This window comes from Cytobacillus sp. QJM3NY_8 (assembly GCF_056173585.1).
Window position 1 is genome coordinate 2755142 of sequence record NZ_CM149681.1, and the last position, 20344, is coordinate 2775485.

18 protein-coding genes and 1 other RNA gene are annotated in these 20344 nt (G+C 41.3%); 6 read left to right on the top strand and 13 right to left on the bottom strand.

The genetic code is table 11. The features are described from left to right. Window positions 1-113: 113 nt before the first annotated feature. The 5 genes from AC0VZ9_RS14320 to ssrS form a co-directional block, all read right to left on the bottom strand. Window positions 114-593 (bottom strand): SRPBCC family protein, encoded by a 480-nt coding sequence (locus AC0VZ9_RS14320; RefSeq protein ID WP_019383131.1) that lies wholly within the window; start codon window positions 591-593, stop codon window positions 114-116. A 49-nt stretch (window positions 594-642) separates the two neighbouring features. After that, complete coding sequence (locus AC0VZ9_RS14325; RefSeq protein ID WP_009334357.1) at window positions 643-1881, bottom strand: MFS transporter; 1239 nt, start codon at window positions 1879-1881, stop codon at window positions 643-645. A gap of 107 nt (window positions 1882-1988) precedes the next feature. Beyond that, a complete protein-coding gene (locus tag AC0VZ9_RS14330; protein ID WP_009334356.1) occupies window positions 1989-2966 on the bottom strand; it encodes a ring-cleaving dioxygenase in 978 nt (325 codons plus the stop codon). Window positions 2967-3070: 104 nt separating this feature from the next. Then, window positions 3071-3211: a hypothetical protein gene (locus tag AC0VZ9_RS14335; protein WP_019383132.1), complete on the bottom strand. Its 141-nt coding sequence runs from the start codon at window positions 3209-3211 to the stop codon at window positions 3071-3073. 105 nt (window positions 3212-3316) lie between these two features. Further along, a non-coding RNA gene (gene ssrS / locus AC0VZ9_RS14340) (6S RNA) lies at window positions 3317-3513 on the bottom strand. A 141-nt stretch (window positions 3514-3654) separates the two neighbouring features. Between ssrS and AC0VZ9_RS14345 the strand changes: the two genes are divergently transcribed. Further along, a complete protein-coding gene (locus AC0VZ9_RS14345; RefSeq protein ID WP_009334355.1) occupies window positions 3655-4071 on the top strand; it encodes a hypothetical protein in 417 nt (138 codons plus the stop codon). A 420-nt stretch (window positions 4072-4491) separates the two neighbouring features. On the opposite strand, the gene AC0VZ9_RS14350 is transcribed toward AC0VZ9_RS14345, so the two are convergent. The 4 genes from AC0VZ9_RS14350 to AC0VZ9_RS14365 form a co-directional block, all read right to left on the bottom strand. Then, window positions 4492-5760 (bottom strand): L-lactate MFS transporter, encoded by a 1269-nt coding sequence (locus AC0VZ9_RS14350; protein WP_009334354.1) that lies wholly within the window; start codon window positions 5758-5760, stop codon window positions 4492-4494. A 106-nt stretch (window positions 5761-5866) separates the two neighbouring features. Next, window positions 5867-6475, bottom strand: a complete 609-nt coding sequence (locus AC0VZ9_RS14355) for a TetR/AcrR family transcriptional regulator (RefSeq protein ID WP_475396363.1) — start codon at window positions 6473-6475, stop codon at window positions 5867-5869. Window positions 6476-6488: 13 nt separating this feature from the next. After that, window positions 6489-6914, bottom strand: coding sequence for a DUF5392 family protein (locus AC0VZ9_RS14360; RefSeq protein ID WP_071156109.1), 426 nt, complete (start codon window positions 6912-6914; stop codon window positions 6489-6491). Between the two features lie 14 nt (window positions 6915-6928). Further along, a complete protein-coding gene (locus tag AC0VZ9_RS14365) occupies window positions 6929-7648 on the bottom strand; it encodes a GTP pyrophosphokinase (RefSeq protein ID WP_071156140.1) in 720 nt (239 codons plus the stop codon). A gap of 391 nt (window positions 7649-8039) precedes the next feature. Between AC0VZ9_RS14365 and AC0VZ9_RS14370 the strand changes: the two genes are divergently transcribed. Beyond that, window positions 8040-8435: a MarR family winged helix-turn-helix transcriptional regulator gene (locus tag AC0VZ9_RS14370; protein ID WP_083390446.1), complete on the top strand. Its 396-nt coding sequence runs from the start codon at window positions 8040-8042 to the stop codon at window positions 8433-8435. 1 nt (window position 8436) lies between these two features. Then, complete coding sequence (locus tag AC0VZ9_RS14375) at window positions 8437-9639, top strand: MFS transporter (RefSeq protein ID WP_256815526.1); 1203 nt, start codon at window positions 8437-8439, stop codon at window positions 9637-9639. A 63-nt stretch (window positions 9640-9702) separates the two neighbouring features. Here the strand turns inward: AC0VZ9_RS14375 and AC0VZ9_RS14380 are convergent, their stop codons facing one another. Next, window positions 9703-13215, bottom strand: a complete 3513-nt coding sequence (locus AC0VZ9_RS14380) for a S8 family serine peptidase (protein WP_475396364.1) — start codon at window positions 13213-13215, stop codon at window positions 9703-9705. Between the two features lie 386 nt (window positions 13216-13601). Here AC0VZ9_RS14380 and AC0VZ9_RS14385 point away from each other — a divergent pair, with 386 nt between their 5' ends. Continuing rightward, entirely contained in the window at window positions 13602-14846 is a 1245-nt protein-coding gene (locus tag AC0VZ9_RS14385) for a helix-turn-helix domain-containing protein (RefSeq protein ID WP_386849753.1), read from the top strand. A gap of 244 nt (window positions 14847-15090) precedes the next feature. Next, window positions 15091-16350 carry a helix-turn-helix domain-containing protein gene (locus AC0VZ9_RS14390; protein ID WP_009334344.1) on the top strand — a complete coding sequence of 420 codons (1260 nt, stop codon included), beginning with the start codon at window positions 15091-15093 and terminating at the stop codon, window positions 16348-16350. Between the two features lie 43 nt (window positions 16351-16393). Here the strand turns inward: AC0VZ9_RS14390 and AC0VZ9_RS14395 are convergent, their stop codons facing one another. The 3 genes from AC0VZ9_RS14395 to AC0VZ9_RS14405 all read right to left on the bottom strand — a co-directional run bounded on the left by AC0VZ9_RS14395 (window position 16394) and on the right by AC0VZ9_RS14405 (window position 18291). Beyond that, a complete protein-coding gene (locus AC0VZ9_RS14395; protein ID WP_475396365.1) occupies window positions 16394-16993 on the bottom strand; it encodes a TasA family protein in 600 nt (199 codons plus the stop codon). Between the two features lie 76 nt (window positions 16994-17069). Then, window positions 17070-17606, bottom strand: a complete 537-nt coding sequence (sipW, locus tag AC0VZ9_RS14400) for a signal peptidase I SipW (protein ID WP_251157521.1) — start codon at window positions 17604-17606, stop codon at window positions 17070-17072. Next, the gene (locus AC0VZ9_RS14405) at window positions 17578-18291 is read right to left on the bottom strand and encodes a DUF4047 domain-containing protein (RefSeq protein WP_251157522.1); all 714 of its coding nucleotides are present in this window, start codon (window positions 18289-18291) and stop codon (window positions 17578-17580) included. Before AC0VZ9_RS14405 ends, sipW begins: the two co-directional genes overlap by 29 nt. Before the next feature lie 227 nt (window positions 18292-18518). Between AC0VZ9_RS14405 and AC0VZ9_RS14410 the strand changes: the two genes are divergently transcribed. After that, window positions 18519-20300 (top strand): M4 family metallopeptidase, encoded by a 1782-nt coding sequence (locus tag AC0VZ9_RS14410; RefSeq protein WP_071156122.1) that lies wholly within the window; start codon window positions 18519-18521, stop codon window positions 20298-20300. The last annotated feature ends 44 nt before the right edge of the window (window positions 20301-20344 follow it).

A 20344-nucleotide genomic window follows, 5' to 3' on the forward strand; every position in this document is an offset into this window, starting at 1 on the left:
CCTTTAATGTTGACCCCACCCTTTTTTTATCTCAACTGTTATTTACCCTGTGTTTTCGGATTTGCTACACATTATCTGAACTACTTTGGATTATTTATCAGCCTTTTTCTGTATTAGTGCTTTATGGCCTCAGTTGCTGCTTTATATTCTTCATACCAATTTTTCCATTCGTCTTTCCGGCTGCCATCTATTACTCCATCAAGCAGACGTCCAATCACATTTAGACACACATGCCATCCTGCAAGATCCTTTGGTGTATGATCTGTGATTTCACTGATTTTTTCAATTAAAATCAGCTCTGTCCCGCCCATGAATTCATTAAGCTCAAAGCGGACAATATCATCACCCCATGTGTATTCAAGGATCGCAGGCTTTTCAAACCCGAGGATTTCCATTTCCTCAAAGCTGCCATCACCCATATCAAATTTGAATTTTCCACCATTCTTTAATTCCTCAGCCTGCAGCTCCGGAAACCATTTTTTCAGCTGATTATTGTCAGTAAGCATCGCCCAGATTTCTTCCCTGGGATGTTTCAGGTTTCGTTCAAAGACAGCAGTATAGCCATTTGTTTCTTTTTTTAATAAAGCTTTCATACTCTCGTCTCCTTTTTTGCATGATTTGTCCTCAAAATACTGCATAAAATTAACCTTTAACCAATTGGCGTCCTTTTTCCTTTATTAACCCTGCACCCATCAATCCAATCAATGAAAAGATGACCGGAATAATAAATCCATACTGGTATCCTGCTTCAAATGTATCCAAAACTTTTCCGAAAATAAATGGCAGCAAAACTGCGCTCAGAAAGCCGCCGGTGTTGGCAAAACCTGAAACGACACCTACATCTCTAATGTCAAATGATTTTCTGACAATCGCAAAAGTCAGTGTACTTGCACCATTCCCATAACCCATGATCAGGAAAAGAACAATCAGGAGCAGATATGGAGGTTTGCCCTGGAATACAAGAAAAACTGCCCAACCGAGAACGACGATTATGTGGGCAAAAAGATAAGGGCGTTTGATGCTGCCCATCCGTCCTGATATGAAGCTCATTAACGGAGCACCAATAATTGCCCCAATCAGTCCAATCATGACTAGCTGGCTGGATTCGGAACGGGTCAAATCATACATTTCCATTCCATATGGCACTGCCCATGAACCGATGAAGCCAACATAAGTACCAACCACGCCAAAGTGACACAAAAACGTGGCCCATGCCTGACGGTCAGAAAAAATTCTCTTTAATATGTTTGCTGTTTTCTCTGCTGGCTCCTTTTTACCTTTTGTTTTCTTAGGTTCTATGCCCATCCGGGAAGGCTGCAAAATTAAAATGAAATACAGCAATAAGGAGAGGATGGTCAAAATAATGCCCACTGCCAAAAACGGAATGCGCCAGCCCCATATGGAAATCCAAATGGAAAATGGCACAGTCGCGAGCAAAAATCCAAAGCTACCCGACATGCCCGCAAAACCAAGCAATTTTACAAATTCATTTACCTTAAACCATCTGCCTAAAATGATGACAACGTTAATCCAGATTGTCGCATCACCTATTCCGACTAGCATTCTTGCCGCGAAAAGGATGTATTCATTCGCAGCAAAACTGAATAATAAAGTCCCGATTCCGTTAAGAAGAGTCCCGGAGATTAAAAACACATTAGGACCAAAACGGTCGGATAATATTCCAATGGGAACCTGCAGGCTGGCATAGGCGAAAAATTGGATGCTCGTCAGGAGCCCAATGGCCGCAGCTGTCACGCCGAATTCCTTCATTAATTGATCAGTAATTAAACCGGGAGCTGTCCTTTGGCTCACGATTAAAAAGTATGTAAATAAAACCGCTCCAAAGACAAGCCACCTGTATTTGCTTTTATGTTTCTCCACTGCCCTCTGCTCCTATTTTCTAAAGAATACCCTCCATTATACGCTAAAAAAAGGCAACTGTCCTCCACTGCGTTAAAGCAATGGAACGACAGGTGCCTTTGGCCTAATTATTCTTTTACAAGATTCTTTGTGCTTCTTACTGTATCGATCGGACGGACATAGCTTTCGATTTGGTCCCTTTTCGGCTCCAGGAATGGCGGCAGGGACAATTTTTCCCCAAGTGTTTCATATGGCTCGTCACCCATGAATCCAGGGCCATCCGTCGCGAATTCAAATAAAATCTGCGGAGCAACCCGGGAATATAAAGAACCGAAGAAGAAGCGATCCACAAATCCTGAAGTCTGGAAGCCAAAGCCTCTCAAATGCTGATCCCATTCCTCGAGAACAGACTTATCTTCCACGCGGAATGCTGCGTGATGGACTGTTCCATAGCCCTGGCGCGCCTGGGGAAGAGACGGGTTATATTCCACTACCACCTGTGCCCCATTTCCCCCTTCACCCACTTCGAATAAATGGAAATCTCCTTCTTGAGCAATTTCCTTAAAATGCAGCACCTTTTCCATCATTTCCTTAAAGTAATCAAATTGAGCTACTCTTACAAAAAGCGGTCCCAGACCAGTGATCGCATATTCTAGCGGAACGGGCCCGTTCTGCCAAGGTGTGCCTGATGGTACTCCTTTATTGTCCTCATCCGAGATCAATTGGTATTTCTGATCATCAAAATCCGTGAATGACAGGGTTTTTTTGCCGAACTGCTCTTTGATGCCTGAATGTGGAACCTCTAAGCGGTCAAACCGCTTTACCCAATAATTGAGTGCTTCATCTGTCGGAACCCGGAATGAAGTTTTCGATATTTCATCCGTTCCGTGAGATCCCTGTGGAATACCAGGAAAATCAAAAAATGTCATATCCGTTCCCGGACTTCCTGTATCATCCGCAAAAAATAAATGATACGTTTGAATGTCATCCTGATTTACGGTCTTCTTTACTAAACGCATTCCTAATGTATAAGTGAAAAACTCATAATTTTTTTCCGCACTGCTTGTAATGGCTGTAACATGGTGAATACCTTTTAAATGATTCAAGTGAACTTCCTCCCCGTTGTTATTTATCTTAAAATAAAATATCTTTAATTCGAGATAATTTTACTTTATCACGGCTTACTGATGGTGTCAATATCACCGGGGCTTTAAAAAAAGGATTTTATGATGTCTTCCTCATGATGGCATTCCTTACAGATGTATTCAATTTCCAGTGCATCTTCCCTGGCGATGTGGACAGTTTCTTTTCCGCAGACTTCGCAAAATCTCTTTTCCGTAATTTCTTTCATTTTTACATCTCCTGTTAAATATGTCGTTTATCTTGGTTTAACCAGAATTTTGATTTCTAAACACAAAAAAACCAGCTCCCCTTGGGAACTGATTCAGTTTACGTATGTACAGCCGCCATTGCCGTAAATAATGATAAGAAAGTTTTAAACCACCACTCCTCAAAGTGGGTGTTCGCAGAAACATTCCTGCCTGTCCTCCTTGTCGTATAGACGGAGGCCTGTCATTCCCGTTTCAATGTAAAACTCCCTATTACAGCTTAAAGGTTAAAACTTTATTATGATTACGAACAATGCAGCTTGTATTAATATATTAACGGATTCTGGCGGATTTTTCAATGGGCATGCTCATTCATTTGTTATAAACAATAATTTGAGTTCTTTAACAGGGGTTTAAAGTTGTTTGTTGAATATTTTACACTAATGAAACGATCGGGGGATTCTATATGAAAAAACTCCATAGCCTGGTATCCGCAATTGCCATCTTTCTTCTTATCGGATGTTCAAAGGATGTCCCAAATGAGCTTGACCTGAGCCAGCTGACTAGAGTTGATTTTACAAGTGGAAACAGTGATGAAGAAATCATAATAACAGAAAAAGAAAAGATTAAAACCATAAGAGATATAATTGGGGAAATTGAATGGGAGGAAAACATAAAGCCCCAAATGGATGAAAATGAAGATGCTATAGCCACTTTATTCTTTACATACGATAAAAATATGCCAGAAAGTTTAACTGAGTATTTAATATGGTTCAACAAAGAAGAAGGATCTGCAGTGATTTTTGACAGAGACAAGAATGCTTTAGGAACCTTAGGGAAAGAAAAGTCTCAAACATTAAAAGAGCTCCTGATTAAAAAGTAGAGAGCAGGTCTGCCATGAGACCATCACGGCGACCATTTTCTCTGCTTCCTCTCAATTTTCGGCTTCATGAGCGCTCCATGGCGATCGTTTTCTCCGCTACCTCTCATTTTTGGGCTTCATGAGCGCTCCATGGCGACCGTTTTCCCCACTACTTCTCATTTTTCGGCTTCATGGGCCTTCCATGGCGACCATTTTCTCTTGCTCTCCTTATTAGGAAGTCATAGGCCCTTCTATAACAACTGCTTTTTTTGCTCTGCAACAAGCAGGGGATCTTAAGCCGTCCCCTTGGCAAGTCCAGCCAATTTGCAATCCATCCACCATTATTAGCAATTACCTTTTTAATACATCTCAAGAATAGGCTTCAGAATAGACGCAGATACTTTACCTTTTCCTTTATGAAAGGAAATCGGTGCTACTCCTTCAATTATTTAGTGACAGCTGCCCGCTTGCTCTTTTTTGCATCTTTGCAGTTCTGATTTTCTTGATGTCCCGCTTCATCAGCAGTGAGACGATGAAGCCGATGGCAAGCATGGTGCCAAACACATAGAAAGTAATCGTATAGCTTTGCGTATTTTCATATATGCTGGATACGAGCATTGGGCCGACTACTCCCGCGATGGACCACGAGGTAAGCAGATAACCATGAATCGCGCCAAGCTGTTTGGTTCCAAACAGGTCTCCAATAAAGGCCGGAAGGGATGCAAACCCGCCTCCATAGCATGAAACAATGATATAAAGGAATACAGAGAAGATAAAAGAGTTTGTGATGAATGGAAGAATGAAGAATGCAGCAACCTGTATCAGGAAGAAGGTCATATATGTATTTCCTCTTCCAAGGTAATCCGATGCAGATGCCCAGCCAATTCTTCCCCCTCCATTAAAGAGGCCCATTATGCCGACGATGCCTGCAGCCGTGATCGCGCTTGCCCCAGTGATTTCCTGGGCCATTGGTGCGGCAACTGAGAGAATCATGATGCCTGCAGAAATATTGATGAACATCATAATCCATAGAAGCCAGAAACGCTTCGTCTTAATCGCTTCATTGGCAGTCAGCTGTGCCAGATCTGCCTTTACCGGCCGCTCTTCCCTGTTCTCCTCCATTCCTTCAGGTGCCCATCCTTCAGGCGGTTTTACAATATAAAGCGCTCCCAAAATCATTAGAATAAAATAACTGATTCCCAGGACATAGAAGGTTGTCGGAATCGAAGTTGCAATCATTAATCTGCTTGCAATGGGGCTTGTGATCAGGGCCCCTGCACCAAAGCCCATAACTGCCATTCCTGTGGCAAGTCCCCTTCTGTCAGGAAACCACTTAACCAATGTGGAGACAGGTGCAATATAGCCGAAGCCGAGGCCCAGTCCCCCAATGACACCGAAGAAAATGAGGAATAGGACATAGTTCTCCAATTGTATGGCGAATCCGGACCCAATAATCCCAATTCCAAAGAAGACTGCGGCAATCATGGCTGAAACTCTTGGTCCCCGCTTTTCCACAAACCGGCCAAAAAAAGCTGCCGCAATCCCAAGGATAAAAATCGCAATGGTAAATGCCAGTGAGACGTCGGTTTTTTCCCAGCCAAGCGTTTCTTTCAATGGGTTTTGATAAACACTGTACGCATACACCGAACCAATTGATAAATGAATGGCGACAGCTGAAAGGGCAATCAGCCATCTATTCTTGTTCGCCATAAATAACCCCTTTCCTGAATATTGTTTTATTTATAAGCTCCATGCTATTTTTTACCTTCCCAAAAAAGCCTGCCTCTAATCCTTTTAGAGACAGGCTTTCCGAAAATCATCCTGAGACAAACCCTTTTTTTAATAAATAGATTTCTGTTCTGTAATTATTTACAGCTTCCTCGAATGGCAGTTCTCCCGCAAATTTTTTCACGATATTGTGGAATGTGACAGAGGAAATGATCTGCATCATATGAAAAATTTCATGCTCGTCCTGTATATTCAGCCGCTCCTTATTAATCAGATTGCTGATTTTCTTGAAATCCTCATTCAGGTCATTTTCACCGAAGCTTCTTGCCATAACATTTTCGATTCGATGCGTCATATTAAGAAATAAGTTCCTCAGAAACTGCAGATTTTCTTTTTCCTCTGTAATGATGGTTGTATAAAAGTCGATCATCGCATCAAAAATATCGCCATTATTTTTGCGCAGCATTTCAAGAAAGTGTAGCTTATAAGCAGAAACATGGCTATTCAATAAGTAGAAAAACGCATCTTCTTTGTCATCAAAATACTGATAAAAGCTGCCGCGGGGGATTTTGGCATCTTTTATGATATTGGATATGGATGCCTGATAAAGCGGGACGCGGGCAAATTCCATTTTGGCCGCATGGACTAAGTTTTCTCGTTTGTCTTCAGCCAAATTGAAAAAAGTTATTTTGGGCAATTCCGGTTCCTCCTTACTGCCAGTCTCTTTTTTCCTCCTTTAAGAATTGGATAAAATAAGGGACTGCCTTTCTGGGATTCTCATTGATCAATGCTTGATATCTCGTTTTAATAGGGTCAGAAGCCCATTGGCTCTTAGTAATCCGTTCTTTAATATACTGTGAGCTCAGCTTTTGAATTTCCAGCTGCTGATGTTTCCCTTCTTTAGAAAGCGCGAAACCGAGCGCACCAATGATGGCGTAAATCAGAATGGTTAACGGCGAAGTTTTCTCATCCTGAACGGTGAAAAACAAGGTCATGAGATTGATTAATGACAGAATAATCAAGGGTGTTGACCAAAAAATATATCTGGATGCTTTTTTCATAATGGGAGATATTTTTTCTTCTAGCTGCTCCAGTTCTCTTTTTACGAAATTCGGCATATCTGTCCACACTTGCATCTATTTCGTCTCCTTTAAGTTTTAATCCCTTTATTGGCCAGCAGAAATTGCAGGCTTTCAGGCGGGAAAATCATGGCTTCATCATCTTCAAGCTGTTTCAGGCCAATCACTTCCTCATGGATGTTTTCCATTTTCCGATCGAGGCGTGAAGCCGTGTCAGCTGCCTCTTTCAGTTCATTCACTATTCTTTGCGGAATTTCTTTATTGTACTTGTAGTAAATCTTGTGCTCGAGACTTGCCCAGAAGTCCATGGCAATCGTCCGGATTTGAATCTCTACAGGAACCAGTTCTTCCCTGTCAGACATAAAAATGGGGATCTGGACAATCAGATGAAGGCTCTGGTAGCCATTTGGCTTTGGATGCTGAATATAATCCTTGCATTCGAGCACAGTTATATCTTTCTGGCCTTCAAGCATGGCTTTGATTTTATAAATGTCTGATATAAAGGAACATGTAATGCGGACGCCCGCAATATCCCTAATATTTTGCTTAATGGATTCTAAGGAAATCTCCAATTTTTTTCTTTGCAGCTTTTTAGATATACTATCTGGAGATTTAATTCGTGATTTTACGTGCTCGATCGGATTATAGTCATGCACATACTGAAATTCTTCTTTCAGAATATTTATTTTCGTATTTATTTCTTCCAATGCGAACTTGTGGGACATCATAAAACGCACTAAATCTGTCCTAAGCTCCTTTAATGTAATTTGTTCAGGCGTATTTGTGACCATAGGGACTCCTTTGAATTTTAGCCTTATTTTTTGGTGGCTTAAAACTGGACGGCTTTTTGCAGATTGCCGCATTTACTCCCTGTTTCTGCAATTTTGAAATAAGCAATTGAATTTTGGACAATGCTTTCACCTCAATGTGACACTGTGTCATCCTTACAATTGAATTGTATATGACATCGTGTCACACGTCAACTGAATATGACACGATGTCACAAATTTGCCTTCTTTTGATTATGGATAGCTGTTTTAGAAACAAAGATCTTTCCTATTTACATGTTAACGATTAAAGCTGTATAATAAATAATTAGTTACTCTCGATAACTATTACTCAAAGTAACTAAATTGGGAGGTTTTTCAGATCGAAACATTTCAGAAGTTTTTTCACCAGCTTGTGCTATTGTATCGCCCATTTGAGAATAGGCTGAACCATGCGTTAAGCAAGCATCATTTATACCGGGCTCAATGGTCCATCATGTATTACTTGAATAATGATGCTTCAGTTACATTGGTGGAGCTTTCACATTACCTTGGCGTTGAAAAACCAACAGTGACAAGGACGATTGCAAAATTGGAGGAGATGGGCTATTTAGAACCTGTTCCGACTAAAGACAAACGGGAAAAAAGAATGCAGCTGACTGATACTGGCAGGAAGGTTTATCAGGAAGTCCGCGCAGCTATTGATGAATTTGAACGGGAAATTCTAAGAGGAATTTCAGAGGAGGAACAGCTCGAAGGGATTCGTCTGATGAGCGAAATCCGCAATAATTTAATGCAGGGAGAGTTATAAATTGAATCAGCCTAGACCGAAGCTTTGGACAAAGGATTTTATTATCGTGTCATCTGTTAATTTTTTCTTAACATTGATTTTCTATTTGCTGATGGTGACCATTGCTGTCTTTGCAGTGGATTACTATAGTGCCACAACTAGCCAGGCAGGGCTTGTGACGGGCATCTTTATTATTGGAACGCTCATTGGCAGGCTTTATATCGGGCGAGCCATTGATAACATAGGGCGTAAGAAAACACTTTTTATCGGATTGATCTTTTTTACACTGACGACTCTTTTATATTTCGTGAACATTGGAATTGCTTTCCTGCTGGTTACCAGGTTTATACACGGCATTGCTTTAGGTGTGGCAAGTACGGCGACCGGGACTATCGCTGCACAAATTATTCCGGCAGCACGCAAAGGGGAAGGAATTGGCTACTTCAGCATGAGCACAACGCTGGCGACAGCTGTTGGGCCATTTATTGGCTTATTGATGATGCAAAAAGTTTCTTTCCAAATGATTTTTGTCTTCTGTTTGGCCATTGGCATCATTGCTTTGATTACATCCTTCTTTTTATACGTTCCTTCAATAGAAGCCTCAGGTGTGAAAAAGCAGGGCTTCCAAATTTCCAGTTTTATCGAGCCAAAAGCAGTCCCGATTGCGTTCATCACACTGGCAATCGCATTCGGTTATTCCGGAGTCCTCTCTTTTATCAATTTTTATGCGATAGAAGTCGATTTAGTCAAGGCTGCGAGCTTTTTCTTTCTCATCTACTCGGCCGCTGTCCTGGTTTCACGCCCATTTACCGGGCGTCTGATGGATCTTAAAGGAGCAAATTATGTTATGTACCCAGCTTTTATCTTATTTGCGGCAGGCATGTTTGTGCTTAGCACAGCAAACAGCAGTTTTACCTTGCTTTTGGCTGGAGCGCTAGTTGGGCTTGGCTTTGGCAACATGCAGTCCTGCACCCAGGCAGTGGCCGTCAAGCTGACACCCGCTCATCGGATGGGATTGGCGACGTCAACATTCTTTATCTTTCTAGATGCAGGCTTGGGATTCGGTCCCTATTTGCTGGGATTCATTATTCCAATTACAGGCTATGGCAAGCTCTATGGAATGATGGCAATCTTTGTTTTATTATCAGCCATTTTGTATTATTTCCTTCATGGGAAGAAGGAAGCTGCAGCCTTAAAAAAAATGAATACATCTGTTTCAGCTTGAACCTGAGGCATTGCAAAATTGGAACAGCCATGGACCTCTAAACCGTCCATGGCTTTTGATGTTTTAGTTCTGAACTACTGTAACTGTTTTAGGACTCGTAGTCACTGTAAAGCCCTGCTTACTTGATACATCCGCACTAATGGTATAAGTCCCATTCGGAAGATCTGCATCTGGAGTCCACTTCAAGTGAATTTCATGTTCGTTTTCCACATTGATTGTGTCAACGGTTTTTCCTGCTTCATCTTTAATGTTCACTGTCCAGTTTACGCGGTTGTTTGCAAATGCATTGATGCCGGCAGGCGTGTTTGCATTCACATTTTTATTAGGATAAACACTGAAGTAGCTTACCAGCATTCCTTCATTAATATAGGAAGGATCCCCCCATACAGCATAGCTCTGGTTAAATGCATGGTCGATGCCCAATACGACAACGCTCTTCGGTTCTTCTTTTATAAGGGCTGAAGTTTTTCCAGGTTCAAGCGGCATATACTTCCCGTTATACCAGATGATTGCACCATTATAGCCGCTTCCCCCTTCGTTATCTTCTGACTTAAAGGAAATCTCATATTGGCCGTCCTTTGGCTGTACCTGAATATCCGAGACTAAGGGTGCAACTGAGTCTACGTGAACCGGGAGCCTTACTTCCTGAGGTTTGGCATCCTTGTAATCAAGTGTTGTTTTGATTACATACTGATAGGTTCCATCTTCAACGAATTGCCCATTTTGATTCTTAACATCCCATAAATATCCGTTAATCAAATAATCCCCGAATGCCATAATATTTTTTCGGAACTTCCATGGCTTGCCGGTATATTCACTGAAGTCGCCTAAATAATTGATCATTTCACCTTTATCATTCTCAACGAACATTTCGGTTTTTTGTAAGTTGCGGAGAGCTGTAAAGGATGGGAAAACACCCGGCAAAATAGCATTGGGAGAAATGACAATACGATCCATATTAAATGTTCCGGTATTCGGATCATATCCCATCGGGAACTGTGCCCCTTCATCGTTCCATAAGACTGTATATCCTAAGAAAGCATCTTTCTCCCAAGCAGCAGGGTCCAGGTTTTGCGGCTTATCCCACTCACCATAGTAGCCCATGTATGGTACTGTTAGCGGCACAGCTTCATTACTGTTTTTCCCTGATGGCACAAGACGGACATACCCTTCGACAAATGAGCCCTTCTTTAAGCTTGATGGGAATTGAATCTGTACATCCAAACTCTTATTTTGTCCTGGCTTAATTTTAAGCGTTTTTCCTTCTTTGCCGGTTACTTTTTCACCATTTACGATGGCAGAAGCACCTGAAATCCGCTTGCTGGTCATCGTTAAATATTCTTTGGTATCCAATTTACCGTCATTATCCAAGTCGAACTCTTTTGTTTCAGTTTCGTCTGTTAAAACATCAACGAACACTTTATATTCCAAATCTTTCACATCAGTATTTCGAAGTGCTTCGACATTCAGTTTGAAGTGTGCTTTCTCATTAATCTCCTTTAGAGCAACCGCCCCTGCCTGTTCCAAAGGAGCATTTTTATTTGTGAGAAGTACAGGTGTTTTGATCGCATTTTCTATTTGCATTAATCCGGATCCCTGTACGCGTGGTGAGTAAGGGACCTGGCTGTTTGCCCGCGGATCCTGAATGATTTTTGACGTATTCATTAAGGCGATTTTCGCTTTTAAAGCCGTTTCTTTGGATTGCGGCAATCCTTTTTCATATAAAGCCTGAAGCAGCAGAGCTGATCCGCCTGCGACATGAGGTGCTGCCATGGACGTACCGCTCATTATTTCATATTCATTGCCGGGAACAATGGAATAAATCCCTCCGCCTGGTGCTGATAGCTCAGGTTTGAAGTCAAGTGTGTGCGGCGTTCCAAAAGATGAAAAGTCTGACATGTTATCTTTATCAGCATTATCCACCCAAACACCTTTGCTCATCTGCATCTTCACTGTTTGTCCCTTGGACAGCTGCGAAATTAAGGCATTCCCATCCTCCTTGCTGGTTGTTGCTGCAGGAGTTAAGTAGGGGCTAAAATACAAGAAAGGATAATCAGCTTCGTCATGAGGCGGTACAAGGATAACCGCCTTGGCACCATTTTTTCTGGCTTCAGATTGTACATATGAATATAAACCATATTTTTGATTTGGTTTTGCTACGACTATTTTGCCGGCAACATCTTTCCCGGCAAAATCAGCCGTCTTCCCTTCCCCTACATATACCATTTCATAGCTTTCTCCAGATGATAGTACTTTTGATAGCTTGAAGTTTACATGGGTCTGATCCTGGTATGGAAGCTGCAAACCGTTTTCATCACTAAATGCATTCATATGCAATTTAGTATTTTCATAGGATGCTACTGATAGCGCAAATGGGCTGACAGAAGGTTCTCCTGCTGTTCCGATATCCGGATTTTCTGCATACGGCTTGGCAGAGGCCTCCATAATATTATTTTTTGTGCTGTAAGATGAGTTGCCTCCAGCTGCTACCACGAGGGTGCCCCGTTCAGTTGCTTCCCGGATTGACTTTTGGATCGGATCATTTTCTTCTCCAACAAAGCCGGCATCTGATCCAAGGCTCATGTTAATGACGTCAGCCCCCATTGCCACAGCGTGTTCAATTCCAGCAATAATATCATCTTCATAAGCTCCTCCGCCATTATCAGAAAATACTTTTTCAGCTAATAACTGTACACCAGGAGCAATCCCCTTAACCCCATCATTGTCTTCATCGCCATTAGCACCTACAGTACCTGCAACGTGCATACCATGCGGACTTCCATATTGTCCGCGGGGAATGACATCCGTATCTTCATCGGCCCAGTCATAGCCTGTCGGGACTTTGTCACTATACCAGACATCATTAATAGCCGTTTCAGCGAGTTTTGCGTTGAATTCTCCCTCAGACCATTTCTGCTTGTCTTTCCCTTCATCCGTCAATGTCATATCCTGGTGCGTATAGTCCAATCCGGAGTCAACTACAGCAACAAGCAGCCCTTCTCCTTCATAGCCATGCTGCTCCCAGACTTTTTGCGCCTGCACTAGCTCCTTGCTGGCACTCATGGATGGCTGAAATGTTCTCGCAATATGCACGTTCGTGACACCAGGAAGCTCCTGAATTTCTTTTAAATTACGAAACTCAGTTTCCAGACTAAAACCATTAAACCCTTCAAAAAAGCGATGCTTCACTTTCTTGATAGATTTTTTCTTGGTAAGCTTAGAAATAACCTCGTCTTGTTTTGCCTTCATTTTACTTTTTTTGCTTTGTTTCGTTTTTTCAGTACCTGCTGGCTGTTCGACCTCAACAATTACACGTAAAATTTCATTTGGCTTATATGGCTTCGTTAACCCTTTTTCTTTCAGATCCTTATATCCCAGCTTGTCCACTGCATTTGCTTTAGTCTGATATTGGTGGTCCAAAAATATTTTCTGACCCTGCTTAACAATGTCTTCGACACTTGGAGCCTGGATCTGATCTTCTTGAGCTCCTTGTGCCGAGACTGTTCCCCCGAAAAGCATTGCTGCTGCCAATGCAGAAGCCAGCACTTTATAGGGTACCGCTTTTTTCAATTTCATTTCTCTCCCGCCCTTTCCCCTGGAAAAATTCAATATTTTTTAACTTTTCTTAAAATTTATTGTAGTGCCGGGCCTGAGAGAAGTAAATTGGGGGAATCCTAAAAGAGGGATCCGTTTAATTTTAGATCTTTATATCCAGATCGAAGGATCTCTTTCTATTTAAACAGTATAAAAGGCACATTTCTGTATCTATTTTCTATTAACCTTATCACCTTGTGGTAAAAAAGGCTTTCTGAATTACCCCAAATTGAAATCTTTAAAAACCTCTTAGGAATAATATCCCACTAACCCTTGGGAAAAACAGACATCTGACATTTCCTGGCTATCTGTTTCTAGCTGATAAGGTATGCTACGATAATACTTAGAAACACAGGGGGGATGCTGTTTTGAAGGAAGGTTTAATTATAAAATACTACCGGGAACGGGCTGGATTGACCCAAACGCAGCTGGGCGAAGGGATTTGTTCTGTGACTCATATCAGTAAAATAGAGCGGGGACATACACAATATTCGTCTGAAATTACTAATCTGATCTGTAAACGGCTGAATATAGATCTTATTAAAGAGCTTCAAAAGTTTAATATGCTGGAGACAAAACTTCATGAGTGGCTGGAGGCCATGGTTAAACAGCAAAAAGAAGATATAGAATCGATTAAAGAGGAATTAGCCAAAAATCCTTACCTGCATTTTTCGGAAACAAAATATTTTCATTCAATCCTTTTGGCTCGCTGCCACCTCATGCAAGGAGAGCACGAAAAAGGCAAATCGCTTTTAGACAGCTGCCAAAAAGCCTGGAACACCCTTGACCGTTTTGAACTGAATCTTCTCGAGCATACATGGGGCATTTATTTTCTAAACTTACATAATTGCAAAGAAGCCATTGCCCATTTAAAGAATATTAACCCTAAAGAATATAATAACCATGAATTTTATTTTCACCTCGCAACCTCTTCTCATTTGATGAATGATAGGGTAAAAGCCTATCACTATGGTACTCTTGCACTATCCTATTTTCGGGAAACCAATAATTTTAAAAGAATTCTTGATACAGAAACCGTTTTACTGATACAAATGGGTACATACGACCTTTGCCAATTTGAAGAAACCGTTAAGCAGTATCATACATTAATCAAATCCTGCCGGGCTCATAAAGAAGAAGCCAGGGAAATGAACCTTTGGCATAATCTTGCCGTTGAATACTTTGCAAAAGGCTTTTATTCAGAAGCGAGCGAGGTTTACAAAAAGCTATTGGAACAATCCGAGGTTAATCCAAACCCACCTTTAAAATTAAGCGCTATTAGAGGGTATGTTCATAGCTGCCTTAATCTGGATCATTATAAGAAACAAAATCTCAGATTCTTGCTGGACGATGGCCACAGACTGGCTGAACAATTTCAAAATAAAACCTATCAATATGTTTTTTATATGCTCGATATCCTTTTAGAAGATAAAGACATAAATGATTACTATCTCTTTTTAGAAAATACATTCCTTCCCCACCTTCATGAATTAGGGAATAGCACATTAATCTCTCTCTATGAAAAAGAACTGTTTCATTATTATAGGACGTCGTCACAGCATGAAAAAGCAAGCGCGCTTGCAGCCAAATACTTTGAACCCCACGTTCATTAAATATAATTGAGTGAGGAAAGTCTTCTATAATCCCATAGAAGACTTTTCTGTTTGTACTTTTTTTTCCGCTCTCTCCCAGTCCGCCTTTTGGACTAATCCATGGTTCGTCTCCCCAAAAGGCGCTATGTCTTATGCCCCTAAAAATTCCCCCAAAAAGGAAAATATTAGATAAAAGATAATTAAGTATTTAAGAACAGCTGCCTGGCATAATTCACCTATTATTAATAGATAAGGAGAGGATCACATGCTGGAGGGGGAAATTATTAAATTCTACCGGGAAAAGTCTGGTCTTACACAAGCTATGTTAGGAGAAGGGATTTGTACTCCTACCCATGTAAGCAAAATCGAAAGAGGGAAAACAGCCTATTCACCGGAAATTATTTCACTTTTCTCTGCGGTTCTAAATATTGACATTCAAAAGGAAGTTGAATATTTTCGGGATTTGGATAAGCGCCTGCAGGAATGGCATAAAGCCATCATTATGTATAGATTAGCCAGGGCTGAGGAAATAAAAAATGAACTGGAAAGTACACCTTTTATTCAGTCTTCTAAATATGCAGCCCACTATCTGCTTTTAAAGGCAAGATACCATTTGCTGCATCAGGAGTTAGAGGATGTATCCCGGATTATTAAGCAAATTAGCCATGAGTTTCATCACCTCTCCCTTTTTGAGAGAAATTTATTTTACCATGTTCAAGGGATGTATTATATTAATCAAGCAATAAAACCTGATTGCACGAATCAGCAAAAGGCACTTCAGGTCTTAAAAAATATCGATATAAATGAATATGGCAATGAAGAATACTTTTATCACTTGGCAATTGCCTATCATTATATTGACTCAAAAATCATGGCTTACATGTTTGCAGAAAAATCTTTGCAGCACTTCAAAAACACGAATAACTATACGATGGCGATAAAAGCTGAATCCATTATCCTCCTGCAGATCAGCAGTGATATCTTAACCGACATGGATAAACTGGCAGAACGTTATCATCATTTAATCTGGGACTGTGAACGAATTGGATATCATGACTATAAAGGGCTCCTATACAATAATTTAGGATTTGAGTATTTTAACAGGGAACAATATGCTAAGGCAAAGGATTGCTATAAACAGGCTTTGCGTTTAGCTGACAGGAATACAATCATTTATCTTCAGCGATTATACTCTTACCTTAATTCCTGTGTAGAAGGTAAATTATCCGGCAAAACAGCTCTCCTTAAAAAAGCATGCGAAGGGATTCAGGTTTCAAAGGAGCTTAAAAGCACTTTATACTTGTCGTTATTTAAACTTTCTAAGTATCAGCTTTATCATCAGCGCGAGAAATATTTTAAGTATTTGGAAGAAAAGGCTTTCCCTGAATTTGTTAAAATTAAGCATATAATTCTTATGCGCAGGTATGGCAAAAAGCTTTATGAATATTACATCGAGACAGGTCATCATGAAAAAGCCATTCATCTGAACCGGCTGCTTGAAGGCAATGAATTAATTAATGTGTAAAAAAATCCCTTGAATATTCTTTCAAGGGATTTTCCGTCCATTTCTATTTTACTGTTCCTTCAGCCTGTTCTGCATTGAATTTCCATTCCACCTGCAGCGCATCTCCCTGGAATTCGTTTTGATCCCCTCCGTTATCGACAAATTCGAACAGCACAATAATTTTATCGGTTTCCCCAGGGGCCAGGCCATCCGGCGCTGTTCCCCCGCCTATAAAGTTATCAATGGCTGTTAAATCTGGAGTTTGTGATTGCAGTTCATGCAAAGTCGTCTCTGCAACCTGTACGGTTGCGTTGGCCTGATTATATAGGATGGTCACTTTTATATGCTTCCCGAAATCATCTGCATTTGCAGCTCCATTTAATTTTGCATCTTCTACCTGGTAGTTTGTATGCAGCAATATCTTGGAAATATCAAGAGTGCCGCTATTTGTGATGGTAAATTCACGTGAAACTTCATCACCTGGTTTTAAATCGCCAATATTGACGATTGTTTCAGGGTTTACCGCCAAATCCAGGGTACCTGCTGCAAACGTGTTATTCGTAATCTCCGTATCGCTGAAGTAAGCGTATGTACCCCCACCCATTAATGAAAAACCTAAAGCAGCTGTCAAAAGTCCTTTACTTACCTTTTTTGCAAATCCCATGTTTCTTCCTCCTTTGGATCTTATAAATTTATTTAACTCTTATTACCTGTGGCAAATAAGAGGCATAACCGGAGTATTAAGCGTTTTTAGTTTCGTATTCTTTAAGAGCCAGAAAAATTGTCCTCGCAGCAGATAGCAGCAGGAGCAGTCCCGGGATAAACAGCAGGAGTGCGGAACCTTCTTTGGATGCTGCAAACTCAGCCGCATAGCCTGCATATGGGATGGTAAAACCTACATATTTACCGGCTATATTTTTAGGCTGGACATATTCCATATCCGGAGCGTCATTGTTGTCGCCTTTTGTTTGATATAAAACCCCGGCTTTCGTTTTCTTTACTTCGACAATTCTATGGGTAATTAATTTATCTCCTGATTTAAATGTAATAATATCTTCCTTTTTTAAATTTCTGTCCGGCTGTTTCACTACAATGATGGACCCTGTCATGAAAGTCGGTTCCATGGATCCCGATAAAACAGCTTTTGCCTGATAACCTTTAAGGGACGGTTCTCCTCCGGATGCTTTTGAGGATATCACCCAAACAGCAAGCAGACACAGGAGCATCAATCCTGCTGCACTGATACATTTACTCAGTATTTTCAGGATTTTCTTCATTGGGTATTTCCTCCTCTTCATCCTTCTGTGTTTTGTCCTTGCTGACAGTCTGTTCTTCCGCTGGATTCGCTTGTTCCTCAGCTGGCTCTTTGTGTTCAATCATCTGATTTTCCTGCTCCCTGATAGGCATTTCTAATTTTTCATCCGTTTCCAATTCGTTTGTCTTAATGTCCTCTCCCTGCTGCTTTTTCTTTTGCTCCTGCCATTTTTGATAAAAAAGCTGTTCCAGCTCCTGAAGGTTAAGAGAATCATTTATTCGCAGAAGGAGTTTGTCTACTTTAATGAAACCCTTACTTACAAACTCATATCCTTCCTTTTTTTCTGCTTTTAGAAACAGTTTTTCCAGTTCAGCTCTTATTCTATGAAGTTTCTTCAAGCTGGCTGTTATCTGTTCTTTTTTTCTCAAAAATTCGGAGGACGGATCTGCGGTCTCATTTAACAGCCCGTTCTTCACAAATGTTTCTAAACCGGCGTGTTCTTTTAGTATTTGTTCACTGTTTATCCTGGCTTCCTCTTCAAGCCCGTGAATATATGATGGGAAAACAAAAGCAGTGGAAATTATAATAGGCTTTGCCTCTGCCTGGCTTGTAAAGGCAGCTTCTGTTTTCCCGACAAGCTGAGTGCCTGTATAAAAACTCAGGCAGCAAAGACACGGCAAAATGAGTTTATTCAATCCCTTCTTCATCCCCCGCTCTCCTCCCGAAAAGGTGTCTGTGGAACAAGCATACGAGAGGTCATGTGCAAAGTAAATTGGGTTATTTTGCGGTATTCCAAGGCAAAATACAGGCTATTTTGATTTCCGAATTCATAAAAGACAGGCATATCACTGATCCCTATAACCCAATTGACCATTCGTGGAATTTTCAGAATAATTGACCTTGAAATACCAATCCAAACTAAGAGGTGATCAGTTTGAAAAGAAATAAGCTAAAAAAGAAAGTACTCCCTGCAGTTCTGGCAGCTTCGTTTTCCATCTCGGGACTATCACTGCCCGCAAAAAATGTGCTGGCAAATGAAGAAATCGTTAAGTATCATCAGGAATTAAAGACGCCTTCCTACATAATTGGGACCTGGCAAGCTCCTGAAGGACTGAGCAAGGAAGAAGCTGTATATGCATTCCTTCAATCCAAGGCGAACTTATTCAAAAACGCCGGCTACGAGGCCAAGGATCAATTCAAAATCATTGATCAATTCGATGATAAGCAGACAAACACACACCATTTCAGAACAGTAGAGCAATACAACGGAATACCAGTATACGGAGCACAGCAGACCATTGCTTTGGACGACAAAAACAATGTGACAGCCTTCTTCGGTAAAGTTACACCAAATCTGGCACGTTCCATTATTCCTACAGAGGCGAAACTGGGCGAAGATGAAGCATTGGAAAAGGCAAAGGAAAGCATTGAAGATAAGATCGGAGAAGTGAAGAGTTATGATGGTATAGAAGGAGAACTTGTTATTTATCCGCATAACGGGCAAAAGCATCTGGCTTATTATGTAACAGCTTCCACCTCAGCGCCGGCACCAGGGTATTGGCATTATTTTGTAGATGCTGTAACTGGAAACATCATTCATAGCTATAATGCCATCACGGAACTGACACCATCTTTACCTGAACAACCTGAGGCACAGCAGACTGCTTCTTCCCAGCCTGAACCGAAAGCACTTCCGACTGTTTCAGAACCTGTTCAAGCAAGAGGAATGGATATTTTCGGGACACTTCAATCATTCCAGGCGGTTAAAGACCCGGAAACAGGAACGCACTATTTATTCGATGGGACAAGATCTGAAGGTGTCCATACATTTAAAGCGAACCGCATGCCTGAAAACGCGTTTATAATCCTTTCAGCCCTGCTTGGAATGACCGGATTCGAGGTGGAAAGCAGAAACAACTTCTTCTATGATCCTTCAGCGGTGTCTGCCCATGTGAACGCAGGAAAAGTTTATGATTATTATAAAAAGGTACATGGCCGGGATTCCCTTGATGGCGAAGGAATGAAATTAGTTTCAACTGTCCATATCGGTTCGAAGTGGAATAATGCTGCATGGAATGGCAAGCAAATGCTATACGGAGATGGAGACGGAACCAGGATGATTTCCCTGTCCGGGGGCCTGGATGTAATCGGGCATGAAATGACACATGGAGTGATCACCAATACAGCCGATATAAATTATGAAAATGAATCCGGTGCGATCAATGAATCCATTGCAGATATTTTAGGGGCTTTTGCTGAAAATAAAACAGGTGAAGACCTATGGTTATTGGGCGAGGATATTTGGACGCCAACTACACCAGGTGACGGTCTCCGTTCCATGAGTGATCCAGGTTCGGTCTATATCGGCGGCTATACAGAATCAGGCTACTACCCTGATCATTACAGCAAACGTTATATTGGAGAACTTGATAAAGGCGGTGTCCATATCAACAGCAGCATCAACAACAAAGCAGCCCACCTGATCACAGATGGAGGCACTCATTACGGTGTTTCGGTTACAGGCATCGGAAAAACAAAAGCCGAGAAGATTTTCTACAGAGCACTTACCCATTATCTGACAGCAAGCTCCGACTTCAGCCAAATGCGCCAGGCAGCCATCCAGGCAGCAAGAGACCTGCATCCGGATCGAAACGGACAGCCTTCCGCTGAGGTAAACGCAGTCATGGCAGCATATGATGCTGTTGGCGTCCAATAAAACTGCCTTCTAAAAAATAAAGAGAAACTCGCCACGCTTCGGCG